Raw genomic sequence first — 17,227 nt, 5'->3', positions numbered from 1 at the left:
GTAGCCTTGTAAGGATACTAACAATAAGGATTTATTTATGAAACGTTTTTTAATGGCTCTAGTACTAATAATTTCAACAGGTTGTAGTGCTATAAATGCTGCCGATACTACTCCTGCTGATCAAGTTGGTGCTATTTCTGCTTCACAGTTAATCTCTGATTACCCTGAGTTTCAGTCCATGTACAACAGCTATGTGCCAAGTGATTCAGAGTTAATGGCAATAAAATCAATAGAAGGTAAATCTTTAATGGTTCTATTTGGCACTTGGTGTCACGACAGTGAACGAGAAGTACCAAGGCTATTGAAGCTATTGGATAGTGCAGGCATTAAGTTAGACGAGTTAACTCTTGTTGGGGTTGATCGCAATAAGCAAGAGCCGGGTAATAGACACAGTCAATTTGAGTTGAAATACACACCTACTATTATTTTATTGGATGAAGGCAAAGAAATAGGTCGTATAATTGAGAAGCCAAAAGTTGGTCTGGCAAAAGACTTGGCTATGTTTGTAGCTAATTAAAGTGAATTGGTAAGTGCGCGTTAACATTTTAGTTAATGCGTAACTTAACCACCTTACCTGAGATTCACTTTTTGCAGTAAATGTTAACTTTTATCTCTGTGGCGTAAGTAAGCTTATCAAGACAGTTTATTTTTAAAGTCTTCATATTCAAACTTACGTACCAATTCAAAGCTTCCATCCTTGCGGAGTAAACCAATAGAAGGATGCTCTACACCATTAAAAAATGTAGTTTTCACCATAGTGTAATGGATCATATCTTCAAATATTAGCCGCTCACCTATCTGTAATTCATGGTCAAAGCTATAACGGTCAATAGCGTCACCAGCTAAGCATGAGTTGCCACCAAAACGATAGGTATAGGCTTTTTCTTCAGACTTGCCTGCTCCTCTTACTTCTGGGCGATAAGGCATTTCGAGTACATCAGGCATGTGAGCTGTGGCCGACATATCGAGTATGGCTATCTTGTCGACATTTTCGACTATGTCCACTACTTCTGTCACTAAAAATCCAGTCTGCCAAGCTACGGCTGAGCCGGGTTCAAGAATAACAGTTAAATGTGGGTGCCTAGCCTTGAAGTCTTTTAAGGTCTGAATTAAATGCTCCACATCATAGCCTGCTCTGGTCATCAGGTGGCCGCCACCAAAATTAATCCAAGTTAGTTGCGGTAACCATTTTCCAAATTTTTTCTCAACCGCGAGTATGGTGCGCTCGGTGGCAAATGAATCAGATTCGCAGAGGTTGTGAATATGCAGGCCACTAATACCTGTTAAATCTGCATCATTTAAATCTTGTGATTTTATGCCTAACCTAGAGCCTGGCGCACTGGGGTCATAAAGTTCGGTTTCAGCTTCTTGGTGTTCAGGGTTAACCCTTAGTCCTGCGGATACTCCAGCATCTAAAATTTGTTGCTTATATCTTTGCCACTGATTCAAACTATTGAAAGATATATGGTCAACAAGAGTGACAAGTTCATCAATATCTTTTTGTTTAAATGCGGGAGAATAAGCGTGAACCTGTTTGCCTATTTCTTCTTTACCTAACCTTGCTTCCCATACCGCACTTGCGGTAGAACCCTGTAGGTACTGACTAACTAAATCAAAGGTCGACCACATAGAAAAGCCCTTTAAGGCTAAAATTATTTCAACGCCACTTTCTTGTTGCACCCTCTTCATAAGCTGCAAGTTAGCCTCTAATTTTGTTTCTTCACATACATAACAGGGTGAGGGGATATTAGTGTTTAACATAAAGTCTGCCATCAAAATAACTGGGTTGTTGGTAACGAATTGAATTTTATCGGAGGCTTAAATCCACCTTTAAGCCTGTTTAAAGGTGGATACTCTAGATTTTATTACTTAGCGAATGGGCTGCTGTCACATTCCATTATGTGCCATGGTAAGCCGTGTTTGTTAAGCATTTCCATGAATGGGTCTGGGTCGAACTGTTCCATATTCCACACACCTGGTTTTTTCCACGTGCCGTCTAATATTAAGCTGGCACCTATCATTGCAGGTACACCTGTGGTGTAAGACACCGCTTGTGCCCCCACTTCTTCATGACATAGTGCATGGTCACAGTTGTTGTAGATAAATATGGTTTTTTCTTGGCCATCTTTGACACCAGTAATATACGTACCAATACAGGTTTTACCTGTGTAACCGTCGGCCAAAGAACCTGGATCAGGTAATACCGCTTTCAAAAACTCTAGCGGTACTATCTGTTGCCCTTGAAAATCAATAGGCTCGATACTCGTCATACCTATACCTTCAAGTACTTTTAAATGCGTCAGGTAAGCATCGCCAAAGGTCATCCAAAAACGAGCACGTTTAATGGTCGGAAAATGCTTCACGATTGACTCTAATTCTTCATGGAACATCAAGTACGACGCACGTACCCCAATGTTTTGATAATCTAAGTCTTCACGCACACTAAGTGGCTCCGTTTCTTTCCATTCGCCATTTTCGAAAAAACGCCCTCGTTGAGTGATTTCACGAATATTGATTTCAGGATTAAAGTTAGTCGCAAAGGCTTGGCCGTGGTCGCCACCATTACAATCTACTATGTCTAAATAATGGATTTCGTCGAAGTAATGCTTAGCTGCGTAAGCTGTGTAAACATTGGTAACGCCTGGATCAAAGCCACTACCCAATAATGCCATTAACCCTGCTTTTTCAAATTTATCTTGATAAGCCCACTGCCAAGAGTATTCAAATTTAGCCACATCTTTAGGCTCATAGTTAGCAGTATCTAGGTAATCTACTCCTGTTTCTAAACAGGCATCCATAATGGCTAAGTCTTGATAGGGTAAGGCTAGGTTTACTACTAAATCAGGCTTCACCTGATTAATAACAGTGACGACTTCACTGGCATGGTCTGCATCTACAGCAAACACACCTTTGACTCTGTCTATGCCTACTTCTTTTTGTAGCGCTTCACATTTTGAAACTGTGCGACTGGCCAAGTAAATCTCGTCAAATAATTCAGGTAAACGAGCACATTTTTTAATGGTAACTGCAGCAACACCGCCAGCTCCAATGATCAAAACACGAGACATAGGGAAATCCTAATAAACAAGGTTAAACAGTAAAAACAGAATGCTATCAGTAATTCTTGTCCGTGCAAGAGGCGCATGAGAAATTTTGAAAAGGCAAAGTGCTAGCTCACCTCTGCAGCACTGAGTCGTAAGCTCTTTAAAATAGCTTGTTTTCGTTGTTCAATATCCCCTGCCACCACAATGTGATTAATATTATGTTTTGCTAAGTGTTCTCTAATAAATTCTTGAAAATCTTGCCGGTTTGCATCACCAGAACGTTCCCATGTATCGTCGTAGGGAATGTCATCTCCGCATAAAACAACTAGTGAGTATCGTTTCCAGCATTCTTTTGCTAGCTTTTCTAGCTCTGGTAACGCTTGTTCGTGATAATGAAGTGCAAAATGCCACGTGGTAAAGGCGCTGGTATCACACAACAAATACTGATTGGCTTTCAGCGTGGCTTTGTCTTCCATTTGATTTTGCATTTTAGCAATATGTAGCAGTTGCTCTGGGGTTAAACGCCTATCAATTTGATGGGTTATCCAGTATTCACGTCCATATTCAGGCACAGTGATAGTGTTAAGCTCATTGGCTAAAGTTTCACACAAGGTGGTTTTTCCTGTTGAGGGGCCACCTAAAAATACAATTTTCTTAATCACTTGTGAGCTCTTTTTTACGTTGTGATGTTAAGTTTTGATACCACTGCCATTGGCCTACACATGCCATGATTAACAAACTGCTATACAATAATGAGGTGGGATATAACCCTTTTTGCCAATAGATTGCAATGGCAACTATGTCTACTATTATCCATAAACTCCAGTTCCATAACCTTCTATGGGACAGTAACCACTGTGCTGCTAAACTTGCACAGGTTGTAAACGCGTCAGGATATGGAAAGCTAGCATCGGTATTTTGCTGCATCAAAGTACCCAATATAACAGTACTCGTGACCACCGCGCATACCCATAGTAGATATTCTTTTGGCGATCCTTTTTCGACTAATATTTGATTGTTTTCATTTGATGAATGGCGCCATACCCACCAACCATAAAATTGAAAGCCTATATAAAAAACATGCAAGGCCATATCAGAGTAGAGTTTTACATCAAAAAATATCCATGCGTAAATGCTCACTTGTATTAAGCCAAAAGCAAAAGACCATATATTACGTTTAATAAGTAAGTAAACACATAGGAAGCCTGCAAGGGTTGCTACCCACTCTAGGAGGGAGGCACCAGCAAAACCGGTTAGCCATTCATGCCAATTCATTAAGGACGTTTTTCTCTTCTTTTACGTAATCCTCCTATTTGACCGAATAATTCATATTAATGAAAGATATTATTTTTGAAGAGATTATCTTGCGCCTTGCAAGCCTCCTGTGTGTAGGGCAAGAATTTTACTGCTCTTGGGGAAGTAATCGTTGTGAATTAAGTCTTTGACTGCAAAACATAACTTACCGCTATAAACGGGTTCAACAGGGATATTGTGATGGCTTAAAAAATCATTACAAAACGTATTAAGTTCAGGTGTAGTTTTACCATATCCGCCAAAATGGTAATCATGGTTAATTTGCCAATTATTGCAAACCACCCCACTTGGTAAAAAAGATGATACTAGTTCTTCTAAATAGCCTTTTCCTTTCAGCACACCAACGCCAATCACTTGAGTTTTTGGGGTAATGGCAGCTGCGCTAGCAATTAGACCTGCTAAGGTACCGCCACTCGCCACTGGCGCTACAATGTAATCGTAGTTTTGTTGTAACTCTGTGATGATCTCCGCTACTCCCTTTAAAGCTTGTAGTTGCGAGCCACCTTCGGGAATGATAAGCGATTTAGGGTATTCCTCTTTAAGCTGCTGCAAATAAGTTGGGTCTCCGCGCTTTTTATAAGTGATGCGGCTGACATACTTAACATCTGTTTGCCAGTTGAGCAGGTCATTCAGCATTGGGCTAAGGTTTAGGGAATAGTCTCCACGCACAATTGCAGTGAATTTAATATTAAGCTGATGGCAGGAATAACCTAGAGCATGCAAGTGGTTAGAAAACCCGCCGCCAAAGCTAATGATATGTTGTACCTGGTTTTGTTTAGCATCCTTTAACGCATAGATGAGCTTTCGCCATTTATTTCCTGATATAACAGGATGAATAAGATCATCGCGCTTTAAAGTTAAGGTTAATGCTTTCTTTTCTAACCAAGCAGCTTTTAATGAGTGCTCTGGAGATGGTGTATTGATATTTAATTGGTTACTTAAAAACATGACGTTACTGCCATTTGTATGATGGCTACATGATAGATTTAATTGTCTTGATAGCAATATGAAACGTGTTATTTTGAGTTGGTTGCTGAAAGTAGATATAACAAATAACAAAACAACCACACTTGTTGGTTGACATATAGACGTCTATACGGCAAATTGCACCCATGAAAATGAATACTTTAACTACGACCAGCATGATTATTATCACCCTCTACGAGGTGGTCGCTGGCTAGTGCATACGCATTACACATTAAAAGCCCGCAGCCAAAGCGGGCTTTTTTGTTATTAGGCTTTGTGAAAAGCGAATAAAAATATAAACATAGCTAAGTAAAGATTGAGGAGTACAAAATGAAGGTGTTGAAGTTTGGTGGATCGTCTCTGGCAGATGCAGAACGTTACTTGAGAGTAAAAGACATTAGTATGTCTTGCCACACCGAAACTGGCGCAGCAGTTGTTTTATCTGCTCCTAAAGGTGTCACCAATGCCTTGTCTTTACTTTGTGAAGAAGCTGCAGCGGGCAAAGATTATGGTGAATTGTTTGCTAAATTAAACATGGTGCTGTTTGGCATTTTAGATGACTTACAAAAGAATGTGCCGAATTTCACTTCTACTAAGTTATCTGAGTTTGTTCAAAAAACCTTAAATGAGTTAAATCAACATTTAGAAGGTTTCGCGCTGTTACAATGCGCACCAGAGCAGGTTGTGGCTAAAGTCTTAAGCGTTGGCGAATATGTGAGCGTTAATATTTTCAGTGAAATCTTAAATGCGATTGGCCAAAGTAACACAATTATCGATCCAGTTGATTACATCATTGCAGAAGGTGATTACCTAGACAGTATAGCCGATGTTTCTGCCAGTAAGGCCCGCTTTAGCGATGTTGATAACTCAGGTAAAGATGTACTCATCATGCCGGGTTTTGTTGCGGTAAATGAAGCGGGTGAAAAAGTCACGTTAGGGCGTAATGGTTCTGATTATTCTGCTGCAATTTTAGCTGCGTGTATTGATGCTGAGTGCTGTGAAATATGGACAGATGTCGATGGAGTCTATAATGCCGATCCTAATCAAGTAGATGGCGCAGTGTTACTAGATAAGCTCACTTACCAAGAAGCCATGGAGTTATCCTATTTTGGCGCAAAAGTTTTACACCCTAAAACGATTGGCCCAATAGCACAGCACCACATACCTTGTTTAATCCGTAATACCTTGAATCCGGCTGCTCCGGGGACTCTTATTAGTAACGAAGCGAGTACTAAGTGGACTAGTGTTAAAGGGATCTCTCACCTAGATGACATGACTATGTTTAATGTCGCAGGTCCAGGTATGAAAGGCATGGTAGGTATGGCGAGCCGTGTATTTGAAGTCATGTCTAATGCTAACGTTTCTATCAGTTTGATAACACAGTCTTCATCTGAATATAGCATTAGCTTTTGTATTCATAGTAAAGACGCCGATAGAGCCTTGGACTTATTAGAGGATTCATTTGCATTAGAGCTGAGTAATCAACTCCTTGATCCAATAGAAGTGCGTCACGATTTAGCCATTGTTACTTTGGTAGGTGACGGCATGCGTCATTCTAAAGGTTTAGCGGCTAAGTTCTTTAGTTCTCTTTCTCAAGCAAGGGTGAATAACGTGGCGATTGCTCAAGGATCTTCTGAGCGCTCTATTTCTACTGTTATAGAAGCGGCTAAAGCTAAAAAAGCAGTTAAAGTGGTACATCAAAACTTTTTCTCTAACTTGCATGCTATTGATGCTTTCTTAGTGGGGTGTGGAAGTGTTGGTAAAGAGTTGCTAGAGCAAATATCTCGTCAACAAGCCTCATTATTAGAGCGCAATATCAGCTTAAATGTTTACGGTATTGCCAACAGCAAAAAACTATTGCTGCAAGCTGGAGGTGTCGACTTAAGTTCTCCTTGGGAAGACTCTTTAAGCCAAAGTGAAACACCGTTTTCAATTCAAACTTTAACTAACTTTGTGCATGACAACAGCTTAGTAAACCCTGTTATTATCGATTGTACCAGTAGCTCTGTTATTGCCGAGCAGTACCCAGATATGATGCAAAGTGGTTTTCATGTTGTCACCCCTAACAAAAAAGCAAACACAGCAAGTTTTGAGTTCTATGAGTTATTAAGAGAAACAAGTAAACAAACCAATCGTCAGTTTTTGTATGAAACCACTGTAGGTGCTGGTCTACCTGTTATCGATAATTTACAGCATCTGTTTGACGCGGGTGATGAACTGGTCAGGTTTGAAGGCATTTTATCTGGGTCACTTTCATTTGTATTTGGTAAATTGGATGAAGGTTTAAGCTTGTCGCAAGCTACGGAAATCGCCAAAAAGAATGGCTTTACCGAGCCAGATCCTCGTGATGACTTAAGCGGTATGGACGTAGCCAGAAAATTACTTATCATGGCTCGTGAAGCCGGTATGAAGTTAGAATTAGAAGACATCACTATTGAGCCGGTATTACCTGCGTCATTTGATGCTAGTGGCAGTATTGAAACGTTTATGACTAACCTTCCAGAAATAGACGCGGCTTTCGCTAAACGAGTTGAAGTGGCAAAGAATGAAGGTAAAGTGCTTAGATACGTTGGTTCAATCGACCATGGTAAATGTGTGGTGAGCATTGAAGCGGTAGATGAGTCTCATCCATTGTATATGGTAAAAGAAGGTGAAAACGCTTTAGCTATACACAGTCGTTATTATCAGCCGATTCCATATGTTATACGTGGATATGGTGCCGGTGCCGCAGTAACGGCTGCTGGTGTGTTTGCTGATGTAATGCGCACTATGCCTTGGAAACAATCAGTATAATGTCAGATTCAAATATGAATAAATCAAAGCTAATCGCTTATGCCCCTGCATCAATTGGTAATGTCAGCCTTGGTTTTGACTTGCTAGGTGCAGCCCTTAAACCCATTGACGGTAGTTTATTAGGGGATGAAGTTGAAGTTGAAATCGCAGAGCAATTTAGCTTAGAAGTTAAAGGTCGTTTTGCTGATAAATTACCACCAGACGCAGATAGCAATATAGTGACCCGCTGTTATCAGCACTTTATAAAAGTCTTAGCGCAACAAGGTCATAAGGCGAGTGCGATCCCTGCTTTAAAAATGGTTTTGCATAAGCATTTACCCATTGGTAGTGGTTTAGGCTCAAGTGCTAGTTCTATTGTGGCAGCGTTGCATGCTTTGAATCAGTTTTTTACTGAATACTTAGGTAAAGCGCCTTTCACTGATAACGAATTGTTGTTGGTAATGGGAGAGCTCGAAGGCCAAATTAGTGGCAGTATTCATTACGATAATGTCGCTCCTTGTTTTTTAGGTGGCTTGGTTCTAATGGCCGAACATAAAGACCAAGTTGCATTGCAGTTACCTTGTTTTAAACATTGGTATTGGGTGTCTTGTTACTCTGGTATTAGTGTGTCAACGGCCGCGGCCCGAGACATCCTTCCTAAGCAAGTTCCTATGGCTGACACCATTAAATTTGGGCGCCAATTGGCCGTATTTACGGATGCTTTATATCGTAAAGATGAAGAGCTTGCCGCTGCTATGATGCAAGACGTTATCGCCGAACCTTACCGTAAGTCCTTGTTGCCTAAGTTTGATGAGTCTCGAGCATTTGCTGAACAAAATGGCGCATTAGCCTTTGGTATTTCAGGCTCAGGCCCAACAGTATTCGCGGTTTGTGATAATCTACAAAATGCAGAAAAAATTAATCAGTGGTTAACTGACAATTATATTCAAAATGACACCGGCTTTAGTCATATTTGTCAGTTAGACCAAAACGGCGCAACATCGCGTCATTGTTAAAAACCAAACCGTGTCATAAAGGTGCGGTAACAATAAACAAACACCATAGAAATTGAGTGTGTTGATATTGGAAAACAAAGGTATTAAAAGTGGAACTTGTTAATCTAAAAGATGCGGCAGACCAAGCAACATTTGCAGAAGCAGTGAAAAAAGGCTTAGGAAAAAACCAAGGTTTGTATTTTCCTAAAGCACTACCAACATTCGAAGATATAGACGCAATACTGGCGATGCCATTTGTTGACAGAAGCATCGAAATATTAAGCACGTTGATCGGTGACGAACTACCCCGAGAAACAGTTGCTAGCATAGTTACAAAAGCGTTTGCTTTTGGCGCGCCTTTAGCAAAAGTCACAGACAATGTTTACAGTTTAGAATTGTTTCATGGTCCTACTCTAGCGTTTAAAGACTTTGGTGGCCGCTTTATGGCCCAGTGCTTAACCGCCATATCTAACGGTGAACCAATTACTATATTAACGGCAACATCAGGTGATACCGGTGCTGCTGTAGCCCATGCATTTCATGGCATAGATAACATTAACGTTGTCATTTTGTATCCAAAAGGCAAGATTAGCCAGCTACAAGAAAAGTTATTCACTACCTTAGGTGGCAATATTCATACGGTCGCCATCGAAGATGACTTTGATGCGTGTCAGCAATTAGTAAAGTCTGCCTTTGATGATCCAGATGTAAGAGACGGTTTACACTTGAACTCTGCAAACTCTATTAATATCAGTCGCTTAGCTGCTCAAGTTTGTTATTACTTTGAAGCCGTTTCTCAACTTTCTGAAGAAGAACGTCAAGACTTAGTGATTTCAGTTCCAAGTGGTAACTTTGGAAACTTAACCGCTGGCCTGATTGCTAAAGTAATGGGTTTACCAGTGAAGCACTTTGTTGCGGCAACTAATCTAAATGACACTGTGCCACGTTATTTAAAAACGGGTGAATGGGATCCAAAAAATACTATAGCCACTATGTCTAACGCTATGGATGTTAGTCAGCCTAATAACTGGCCGCGTATAGAAGCAATTATTGAGCAAGGTTATCTTGATAAATCTGTTATCTCTGGCGATACCGTTGATGAAGACTATACCCAAGTTGCGATGCGCCAATTAGCGCAACTTGGCTACGTGAGTGAGCCACATGCTGCGATAGCGTATAAAGCATTGACTAGAAAGCTTGAAGAAGGCCAAACAGGTATTTTCTTAGGGACAGCGCATCCCGCTAAGTTCAGAGAGACAGTTGAAAATGTACTAGGTCAACCTATCAGCTTGCCACAGCCTTTAGTTGATTGTGCTGGTAAAGAAGGTTTGTCAGCTGAATTGCCAGCAGACTATGAGGCCCTAAAAGCCCATTTATTGGCCTTACTTGGGTAAACTCAAGTTATGTCAAAGTGGGCCGATGTCTTAGCTCAAGAACAGCAGCAACCTTATTTTCAAGATATGATTCAATATGTTGAAAATGAGCGAGCTGCTGGTAAGACTATTTACCCACCATCACAAGATGTATTCAAGGCATTCTCTTTAACTGAGCTTAACAAAGTAAAGGTAGTGATTTTAGGGCAAGACCCATATCACGGCCCCAACCAGGCTCATGGTTTAAGCTTCTCCGTTTTACCGGGTATTAAAACACCTCCCTCGCTGGTGAATATATATAAAGAGTTAGCTACAGATATCGAAGGCTTTAGAATTCCTGAGCATGGTTGTTTAAATGCGTGGGCAGAGCAAGGTGTACTGCTACTTAATACGGTTTTAACCGTTGAGCAAGGTAAGGCCCATTCACATGCGAAAATAGGCTGGGAGCAATTTACTGACCAAGTCATTACCCAATTAAACCAACAAAAACAGGGTCTAGTGTTTTTACTGTGGGGTAGTCACGCTCAGAAAAAAGGCGCGATGATAGACACTCAAAAACATCATGTTTTACATGCCCCACACCCATCTCCCTTGTCTGCATATCGAGGCTTTTTTGGCTGTAAACACTTTTCAAAAACGAATTCTATTCTCGAAAGCCAAGGGCATTTTTGTATCAACTGGCAGCTTTAGCCAAACTTAACTTACCTCTTACTTTTGTAGTTTTTCACATCAACAACATGTATGAAAGACTAACGGCCCGTTGGTAATTAACACTAGTTACGACTGAAAAATATCGATAGACTAACTTTTCTATATATTTCAAATAGATAATATTCGGATTATTACTCAAATAGGGTCATTAATATGCGTAGGTGGTTTGTAAAAGGTGTCGTGTTAACTTGGTTCTTTGTCATTCTATTGAGTTTTATTTGGCCTGGCTTATTGTGGTCAGTTCTAATTCTATTACCTGTTACGGCAACAGGTATTTACGATATGTATCAAACCAAGCACGCGCTTTGGCGAACCTTTCCTGTGGTGGGGCGTGGCCGTTGGGTCATGGAGTTTCTAAGGCCATTTGTACGCCAATACTTTTTTGAGTCAGAGACAGATGGCGTGCCCATTAACCGTATGTTTCGTTCGGTTATTTATCAAAGAGCTAAGGGCCAAAAAGATACCGTACCTTATGGTACTAAGTTAGACACTCGCCAAGTGGGTTATGAGTGGATAGGTCACTCTATGGCAGCGATTCATCTTGATACCCATGCCATATACCCAAGGGTGAAAATTGGTGGGCCAGCTTGTAAGAAACCATACCAAGCCAGCATTTTTAATGTATCTGCTATGAGTTTTGGCTCTTTAAGTGGTAACGCGATTCAAGCACTGAATAAAGGTGCTAAATTGGGAGATTTCTATCATAACACTGGAGAAGGTAGTGTTAGCCCATATCATTTGCAGCACGGAGGGGACCTTGTGTGGCAAATTGGCACAGGGTACTTTGGCTGTCGTGATGAAAATGGCAAGTTTAGTGATGATTTATTCGCGAAAACGGCGGGTAAAGATAATGTTAAAATGATCGAAATAAAATTATCTCAAGGGGCTAAGCCAGGTCATGGTGGTATTTTACCGGCAGATAAAAATACTATTGAAATAGCTGAAATCCGAGCCGTTAAGCCGGGCACTAGAGTGGACTCACCCCCTGCTCATAATGCATTTAAAACACCTCTTGCAATGATGGTGTTTATTCAAAAACTTCGTGATTTATCTGGTGGAAAACCAGTAGGGTTTAAATTATCTGTAGGGCGTAAAAGTGAATTTGTGGCTATCTGTAAAGCGATGGTTGAAACCAATATCAAACCAGACTTTATTACCGTAGATGGAGGTGAAGGAGGGACAGGAGCCGCGCCTTTAGAATACAGTAACTCTGTTGGCATGCCTTTAGTAGAAGCATTAGTATTCATACGTGATGTTTTAGTTGGTTTTGACCTTAAAAAAGACATTAAAATTATCGCTAGTGGCAAAGTATTTACTGGGTTTCATTTAGTGAGGAATTTAGCTCTGGGTGCAGACGTGTGTAACAGCGCGCGCGGCATGATGGTGGCGTTAGGATGTGTGCAATCTTTGGTTTGTAATAGTAATGAATGTCCGACAGGCATTGCTACCCAAGACCCAACTTTAGAAGCAGGCTTAGTGGTAGGTGACAAGGCTACCCGAATTGCAAGGTATCAAAAAGAAACGGTTCGAGCGTGTATGGATCTTATTGCTTCTGCGGGGTTACGAGACCCACGTCAAATTAACCGTACTCATATTCATCGCAGGGTGAGTCAAACTGAAATTAAACGTTACGATGAGATATACCCAGAGCTAACGGATGGAGAATTATTGACTGAAAATTATCCAACGCGATTTGAACATGAGATGAAAGAATCATCGGCTGAGTGTTTCATGCCAAACCACTATGTGATCGAGTGCTATAGCGGCTTAGAAACCTTACCTGATTAAGTATATAAGTTTACAAAGTAGACGCCTTAACGAGAAAAAATTCGTTGAGGCTTTTTGATTTATAAGTGGCTTAAAGGGCTAGTTACCCCATTGGCTCCTTGCTGCAAAACATGCGTATAAATTTGTGTGGTTTGCACATCTGAGTGCCCAAGTTGGATTTGAACGGTCCTAATATCAGCTCCAGCTTGTAATAAATGGGTAGCAAAAGAATGCCTAAACGTATGAGGTGTAATTTGCTTGGTCAATCCCGCAGCTTTAACTGCAGCTTTAACTGCTTTCCTAATACAGGTATGGTGATAGTGATGTCGTCTAATTTCACCTGTTTCAGGATCAGTGCTGAGGTTATGAGAAGGAAATAAAAATTGCCAGGCCAGTGTTTTATTTGCCGAAGGATATTTTTTAGCTAATGCATAAGGCATCCAAACCCCAGAAAATTGCTCATTTTTTAGATCTAACTTCAAGTACTCATCCACTTGTAATATTTGATTTCTAAGGGCAGGAATTAATTCAACGGCTAATGTCACTACCCTGTGTTTGTTCCCTTTTCCATTCCAGACACGAATACATTTGTAGTCAAAATCAATGTCTTGTACTCGTAATTGAATACTCTCCATAACTCGCAAACCACTCCCATACATTAACCCAGCTATTAGATAGTACCTTTTCGTTAATTTTGTCATTAATAGCTTTACTTCGTCTTTTGTCATGACCACTGGTAATTTAGGTTGTCGCTTTGAACGAGCGAAGTTTAGATTTTGAGATAATTCATTTTTAACAATGTGTTTATATAAAAAAGCCAAAGAGTTTAATGCCGTTGCTTGAGTGCGAGGAGACACGTTTTTTGTTAATACTAAATATTCGAGATAGATTTCAACCTCAGAATCGCCCATAGAGCTTGGGTGCCGTTTTTGATGAAAATGAATAAATGAGGTAATCCATTTTAAATAAGTTTCAATGGTTCTTAATGAATATTGCCTAGTTAACATGTAGTCAACTATATACTGCAAATATGGAGATTTTGTTTTCATTTTACACACCCAACTTAGCTGTTTATTTATACAGTATAGTTTAGTTTCCCCTATATTTAGGAAAATGCGCGAATCGCGCATTTTTGTGGGATCATAAAAATTTCAAAGTCCAAATTTTTCTTTAGGTAGCAAAGTGTTACTGAATTTGGTAAAAATAGATAAATTAAGAAAGTGCGCGATTTGTAAATAGAAAAATGCGCGGTTCGCGCACTATTAAATTGTTATGTTTCAAAAGGAGTCCAGTGGATATCGATCATTTAAAACTAGCACAGAAAGTCATTGAGCTTTCTGGTGGAAAAGACGCACTGAATGCAGAAATGGATCGTAAGCTCTCGCTAATAAACGAAAAATGGAATCAAGATGTAGATGCTATAGGAAGAATTTTAAGGTCACACCTTTTTGTTGAGCACTTTCTAACTGAGTATCTTATTGCCCTAAATCCAAATCTTGGTGATTTAAAGGGTACGCGTTTAACCTTTTCACAAAAATTATCACTTGTGGAAAATCATTCTAACGAAACCAAAGAATTGGCGAGTGGCATTAGAAGGTTAAACACAATACGTAATCAATTGGCACATCGATTGGAAGCCAAAGTAACTGACCAAGATAAAGAGTCGCTGTTATCACTTCATTCATTTCGTTATCTCCGAGAAGCGTTAGCAAAGCCTGATGTACCAAGTTCTGATAACTTAGTAGTTTTAGAGGATTTTGCTAAACATGTAGGTTCTCGTTTGGCATCATTAGCAGATCCAGAAGATTTATCAGCAAGAATATCTCAAGCTATGTGCGAACTGGCAGTTGAAACATAACAAAAAAATCAAGTCACTCACTTCGTTCGCTGGGACGCATACATGCGGGGCGGCTTCGCCATTATGCCCCACATGTATGCGCCCCTTATTTAAAAGTTAGAAGACTCGGATGATATACGAACCTAAAGTGTCACTAATTGATTTTCCATTTAAGTCAGATCGAAGCACCACAGTTGCAGAAGTGAAGCTATCCGATGCAGGTCTAGATATTATTGTTGAGTCTAACGACTGGAAAGTAAACGTTAATTTCGATGCAACTTGGGGTTTTCGAGTTCTTGACGAACTTGACCTTTGTGAGTTTTGGGCTGAGTGTGATTTGACCCAAGGTTGGTTCTTTGAGGTGTTAGAAGGCGGTTGGAAGTCTCTTGAAAATACTAGAAGCCATTTCATAACTGATAAAATGTATAAGCATCGTGAATTTCTTATTATCGGATTAAACGAATGTGTTTCAGTTTTAGGTCAAGAGCTACCAAAGGTTACTGAGCTAAAGTCTTCTAACAAGTCACTCAAGCAGGACTAAAAACAGTTGGTTTTTAGCTCGTGCCTCGCTTATTATAACCAACAATTTTTAGCCTCTTAGTGAGGCGTTATGTTTTCTTTTAGCTTAGGTGCACCAATTAATGATAACTTTAAGAGATTTTAATGAAGATGATTTAGCTCAGCTTTTGTGCATTTTGAATGACCCTGAAGTAGTTAAGTATTTATCTTCTAAGATCCCAACACCTTATACGTTAGAAGATTCTCAATGGTGGATATCTACAGGAAGTAAAATTGGTATAATTAAAGCCATAGACTTTAATGGCTCTTTAGTTGGCTGCATCGGTGCAGAACCAGGGAGCTTTGAATATCAACGCTCTGCTGAAATTGGGTACTGGGTTGCAAAAGAATATTGGAGGAAAGGCATTGCGACACACGCTATAAATGAAATGGTATCGTTAGTATTCAAAACTACAGGTATTGTTAGATTGTTTGCTTCTGTTTTTTCTGAAAATACTGCTTCTCTAAATGTTCTAGAGAAATGTAACTTCAAATTAGAGTCAGTTCAAAGTAAAGCCATATATAAGAACGATGAATTTTATGATAATCATGTGTTTAGTATACTGAAAACATAACAAGGCATTCAAGCAGGACAAAAAACAGCTGGTTATTGCTCGTGCCTCGCTAATTTTAACCAGCTATTTGTTTGCCTCTTAATGAGGCGTTGAGGCTGTAGAAAACCCTCTTTTTAGTTTAAAAAACACACAATAATTACTTCCCTCAGATCGTGGTTTGTGATCAAATAGGTATTATCAATTAGGCAAAGGAGCCTTGGTGATGCCACGTTTTATCCCTCTTAATTATCAACAAAATTCGATGGTAGTGATTAACTACCTAGACCAACTTCAGCCTGGCACATTTGAGTATGCTATCCATCATCTGATAGATGATAAATTGGACTTGTCAGTGTTTTATCCTAAGTATCAAAATGATGAAACTGGGCGTCCAGCTTACGACCCTGCGGCGTTGTTGAAGATTATTTTGTTTGCTTATTCGAAAGGAATAACGTCGAGCCGAGAAATTCAATGGTGCTGTGAAACCAATGTGATTTTTAAAGCCTTGAGTTGTGATTCTGTTCCCCATTTTACGACCATAGCGGCATTTGTGAGTGGCCGTAGAAGTGAGATTGAATCGTTGTTCGAGCAAGTGCTGTTGGTATGCCACGAGCAAGGATTATTAGGTAATGAATTGTTTGCAATTGATGGTAGCAGTAACAAAGACAGTCATTATTAAAAAAGTAAAAAACAGCGTTTTTCATTAAGCCTTTTTCCTGATTGGTTTTGGGTTTTTGGTGGGTGTTTTGATGTTCTAAAGGTTGGTTTTTCGATGTTGAAGAGTTTTCTTTGTCATCGGATGTGAAAATTCAAATTTCAGGCGAGTTTACCTCCCAACTTACGTTGGGAGGTTGTTTTTAGTGCTTAGATAATTCAGGCACTTTTGAGTAAGGCTTTGGCCTTTGCCATCCCTCGTATTCTTTGGTGGTGGGTGTGGTGCTTAAATTGTTGCATCATCTGTTCGCTGCCTACTGCGGTAGCAAAGTGTTGTTCAAACTCTGTGGTGAGGGTAATCCACTGCTCTGTGTCTAACCCTAACCTGTTTAGAATAGGGTTTTGATGGTTATCTATGTGCCCTGCTTTATCTTCTCTAATACATCTACCTGTTGTGTCTACTAATTCACAGTAATCTATTAAGCTGTAAGCAATGCCTTTCGGCATGTCTTGTCTGTGGTTACCGACAAAGGGCATAAGTGCTTGAGCTTGTTCACCTTTGATAAGGCATTGAATTCTATTATGAATACTCGTGTGTTTGGAGGTTTCAGGCGTTTTTTCCATCTTGGCTCTGATGGGATTTAAGTCAACATAGGCCATGCAAGCTAATACGGCAGATTCA

16 protein-coding genes and 1 pseudogene are annotated in these 17,227 nt (G+C 39.9%); 10 read left to right on the top strand and 7 right to left on the bottom strand.

Translation table 11 applies throughout. The features are described from left to right. Positions 1-37 precede the first annotated feature (37 nt). A complete protein-coding gene (locus ABJD71_RS05845) occupies positions 38-517 on the top strand; it encodes a thioredoxin family protein (protein ID WP_348165977.1) in 480 nt (159 codons plus the stop codon). 116 nt (positions 518-633) lie between these two features. Here ABJD71_RS05845 and nspC read toward each other — a convergent pair whose 3' ends face one another. The 5 genes from nspC to ABJD71_RS05820 all read right to left on the bottom strand — a co-directional run bounded on the left by nspC (position 634) and on the right by ABJD71_RS05820 (position 5,306). Continuing rightward, positions 634-1,773: a carboxynorspermidine decarboxylase gene (gene nspC / locus ABJD71_RS05840; RefSeq protein WP_348165974.1), complete on the bottom strand. Its 1,140-nt coding sequence runs from the start codon at positions 1,771-1,773 to the stop codon at positions 634-636. A 92-nt stretch (positions 1,774-1,865) separates the two neighbouring features. Beyond that, on the bottom strand, positions 1,866-3,068 hold the full coding sequence (locus ABJD71_RS05835; RefSeq protein WP_348165971.1) for a saccharopine dehydrogenase family protein: 1,203 nt from the start codon (positions 3,066-3,068) through the stop codon (positions 1,866-1,868). 101 nt (positions 3,069-3,169) lie between these two features. Beyond that, on the bottom strand, positions 3,170-3,706 hold the full coding sequence (locus tag ABJD71_RS05830) for an ATP-binding protein (RefSeq protein WP_348165968.1): 537 nt from the start codon (positions 3,704-3,706) through the stop codon (positions 3,170-3,172). Beyond that, positions 3,699-4,319, bottom strand: coding sequence for a nicotinamide riboside transporter PnuC (gene pnuC / locus ABJD71_RS05825; protein WP_348165965.1), 621 nt, complete (start codon positions 4,317-4,319; stop codon positions 3,699-3,701). The genes ABJD71_RS05830 and pnuC overlap by 8 nt, the downstream gene beginning before the upstream one ends. A gap of 84 nt (positions 4,320-4,403) precedes the next feature. Next, positions 4,404-5,306, bottom strand: coding sequence for a pyridoxal-phosphate dependent enzyme (locus ABJD71_RS05820; RefSeq protein ID WP_348165962.1), 903 nt, complete (start codon positions 5,304-5,306; stop codon positions 4,404-4,406). Positions 5,307-5,654: 348 nt separating this feature from the next. Between ABJD71_RS05820 and thrA the strand changes: the two genes are divergently transcribed. The 5 genes from thrA to ABJD71_RS05795 all read left to right on the top strand — a co-directional run bounded on the left by thrA (position 5,655) and on the right by ABJD71_RS05795 (position 12,963). After that, positions 5,655-8,117: a bifunctional aspartate kinase/homoserine dehydrogenase I gene (thrA, locus tag ABJD71_RS05815; protein ID WP_348165959.1), complete on the top strand. Its 2,463-nt coding sequence runs from the start codon at positions 5,655-5,657 to the stop codon at positions 8,115-8,117. Then, positions 8,117-9,112, top strand: coding sequence for a homoserine kinase (gene thrB, locus ABJD71_RS05810; RefSeq protein WP_348165956.1), 996 nt, complete (start codon positions 8,117-8,119; stop codon positions 9,110-9,112). Before thrA ends, thrB begins: the two co-directional genes overlap by 1 nt. An 89-nt stretch (positions 9,113-9,201) precedes the next feature. Continuing rightward, positions 9,202-10,485, top strand: a complete 1,284-nt coding sequence (gene thrC / locus ABJD71_RS05805; RefSeq protein ID WP_348165953.1) for a threonine synthase — start codon at positions 9,202-9,204, stop codon at positions 10,483-10,485. 9 nt (positions 10,486-10,494) lie between these two features. Continuing rightward, entirely contained in the window at positions 10,495-11,154 is a 660-nt protein-coding gene (gene ung, locus ABJD71_RS05800) for a uracil-DNA glycosylase (protein ID WP_348165950.1), read from the top strand. A gap of 174 nt (positions 11,155-11,328) precedes the next feature. Next, complete coding sequence (locus ABJD71_RS05795; protein WP_348165947.1) at positions 11,329-12,963, top strand: FMN-binding glutamate synthase family protein; 1,635 nt, start codon at positions 11,329-11,331, stop codon at positions 12,961-12,963. Positions 12,964-13,022: 59 nt separating this feature from the next. Here ABJD71_RS05795 and ABJD71_RS05790 read toward each other — a convergent pair whose 3' ends face one another. Next, positions 13,023-13,991 (bottom strand): integron integrase, encoded by a 969-nt coding sequence (locus ABJD71_RS05790; RefSeq protein ID WP_348165944.1) that lies wholly within the window; start codon positions 13,989-13,991, stop codon positions 13,023-13,025. Between the two features lie 242 nt (positions 13,992-14,233). Between ABJD71_RS05790 and ABJD71_RS05785 the strand changes: the two genes are divergently transcribed. The 4 genes from ABJD71_RS05785 to ABJD71_RS05770 all read left to right on the top strand — a co-directional run bounded on the left by ABJD71_RS05785 (position 14,234) and on the right by ABJD71_RS05770 (position 16,570). Then, on the top strand, positions 14,234-14,800 hold the full coding sequence (locus ABJD71_RS05785; RefSeq protein WP_133471869.1) for a hypothetical protein: 567 nt from the start codon (positions 14,234-14,236) through the stop codon (positions 14,798-14,800). Positions 14,801-14,909: 109 nt separating this feature from the next. Further along, on the top strand, positions 14,910-15,320 hold the full coding sequence (locus tag ABJD71_RS05780) for a hypothetical protein (protein ID WP_348165940.1): 411 nt from the start codon (positions 14,910-14,912) through the stop codon (positions 15,318-15,320). Positions 15,321-15,420: 100 nt separating this feature from the next. After that, entirely contained in the window at positions 15,421-15,912 is a 492-nt protein-coding gene (locus ABJD71_RS05775) for a GNAT family protein (protein WP_348165937.1), read from the top strand. Between the two features lie 202 nt (positions 15,913-16,114). Beyond that, positions 16,115-16,570, top strand: a complete 456-nt coding sequence (locus tag ABJD71_RS05770) for a transposase (RefSeq protein WP_348165934.1) — start codon at positions 16,115-16,117, stop codon at positions 16,568-16,570. Positions 16,571-16,764: 194 nt separating this feature from the next. On the opposite strand, the pseudogene ABJD71_RS05765 reads toward ABJD71_RS05770, so the two are convergent. After that, positions 16,765-17,227: pseudogene (locus ABJD71_RS05765) on the bottom strand (transposase); the annotation flags it as partial.

It is taken from the genome of Paraglaciecola sp. (assembly GCF_039943935.1).
Classification (GTDB): domain Bacteria; phylum Pseudomonadota; class Gammaproteobacteria; order Enterobacterales; family Alteromonadaceae; genus Paraglaciecola.
Note: the sequence above shows the minus strand (reverse complement) of the source record. Positions and strands in the feature narration are given on the sequence as shown.

Excerpts from the sequence above, each read along its gene's own strand:
- ABJD71_RS05835 (WP_348165971.1), bottom strand. The coding sequence starts at position 3,068 with ATGTCTCGTGTTTTGATCATTGGAGCTGGCGGTGTTGCTGCAGTTACC.
- ABJD71_RS05845 (WP_348165977.1), top strand. The coding sequence starts at position 38 with ATGAAACGTTTTTTAATGGCTCTAGTACTAATAATTTCAACAGGTTGT.
- thrA (WP_348165959.1), top strand. The coding sequence starts at position 5,655 with ATGAAGGTGTTGAAGTTTGGTGGATCGTCTCTGGCAGATGCAGAACGT.
- pnuC (WP_348165965.1), bottom strand. The coding sequence starts at position 4,319 with ATGAATTGGCATGAATGGCTAACCGGTTTTGCTGGTGCCTCCCTCCTA.
- thrB (WP_348165956.1), top strand. The coding sequence starts at position 8,117 with ATGTCAGATTCAAATATGAATAAATCAAAGCTAATCGCTTATGCCCCT.
- ABJD71_RS05780 (WP_348165940.1), top strand. The coding sequence starts at position 14,910 with ATGATATACGAACCTAAAGTGTCACTAATTGATTTTCCATTTAAGTCA.
- ABJD71_RS05795 (WP_348165947.1), top strand. The coding sequence starts at position 11,329 with ATGCGTAGGTGGTTTGTAAAAGGTGTCGTGTTAACTTGGTTCTTTGTC.
- ABJD71_RS05770 (WP_348165934.1), top strand. The coding sequence starts at position 16,115 with ATGCCACGTTTTATCCCTCTTAATTATCAACAAAATTCGATGGTAGTG.
- ABJD71_RS05790 (WP_348165944.1), bottom strand. The coding sequence starts at position 13,991 with ATGAAAACAAAATCTCCATATTTGCAGTATATAGTTGACTACATGTTA.
- ABJD71_RS05820 (WP_348165962.1), bottom strand. The coding sequence starts at position 5,306 with ATGTTTTTAAGTAACCAATTAAATATCAATACACCATCTCCAGAGCAC.
- ABJD71_RS05775 (WP_348165937.1), top strand. The coding sequence starts at position 15,421 with ATGATAACTTTAAGAGATTTTAATGAAGATGATTTAGCTCAGCTTTTG.
- nspC (WP_348165974.1), bottom strand. The coding sequence starts at position 1,773 with ATGGCAGACTTTATGTTAAACACTAATATCCCCTCACCCTGTTATGTA.
- ung (WP_348165950.1), top strand. The coding sequence starts at position 10,495 with ATGTCAAAGTGGGCCGATGTCTTAGCTCAAGAACAGCAGCAACCTTAT.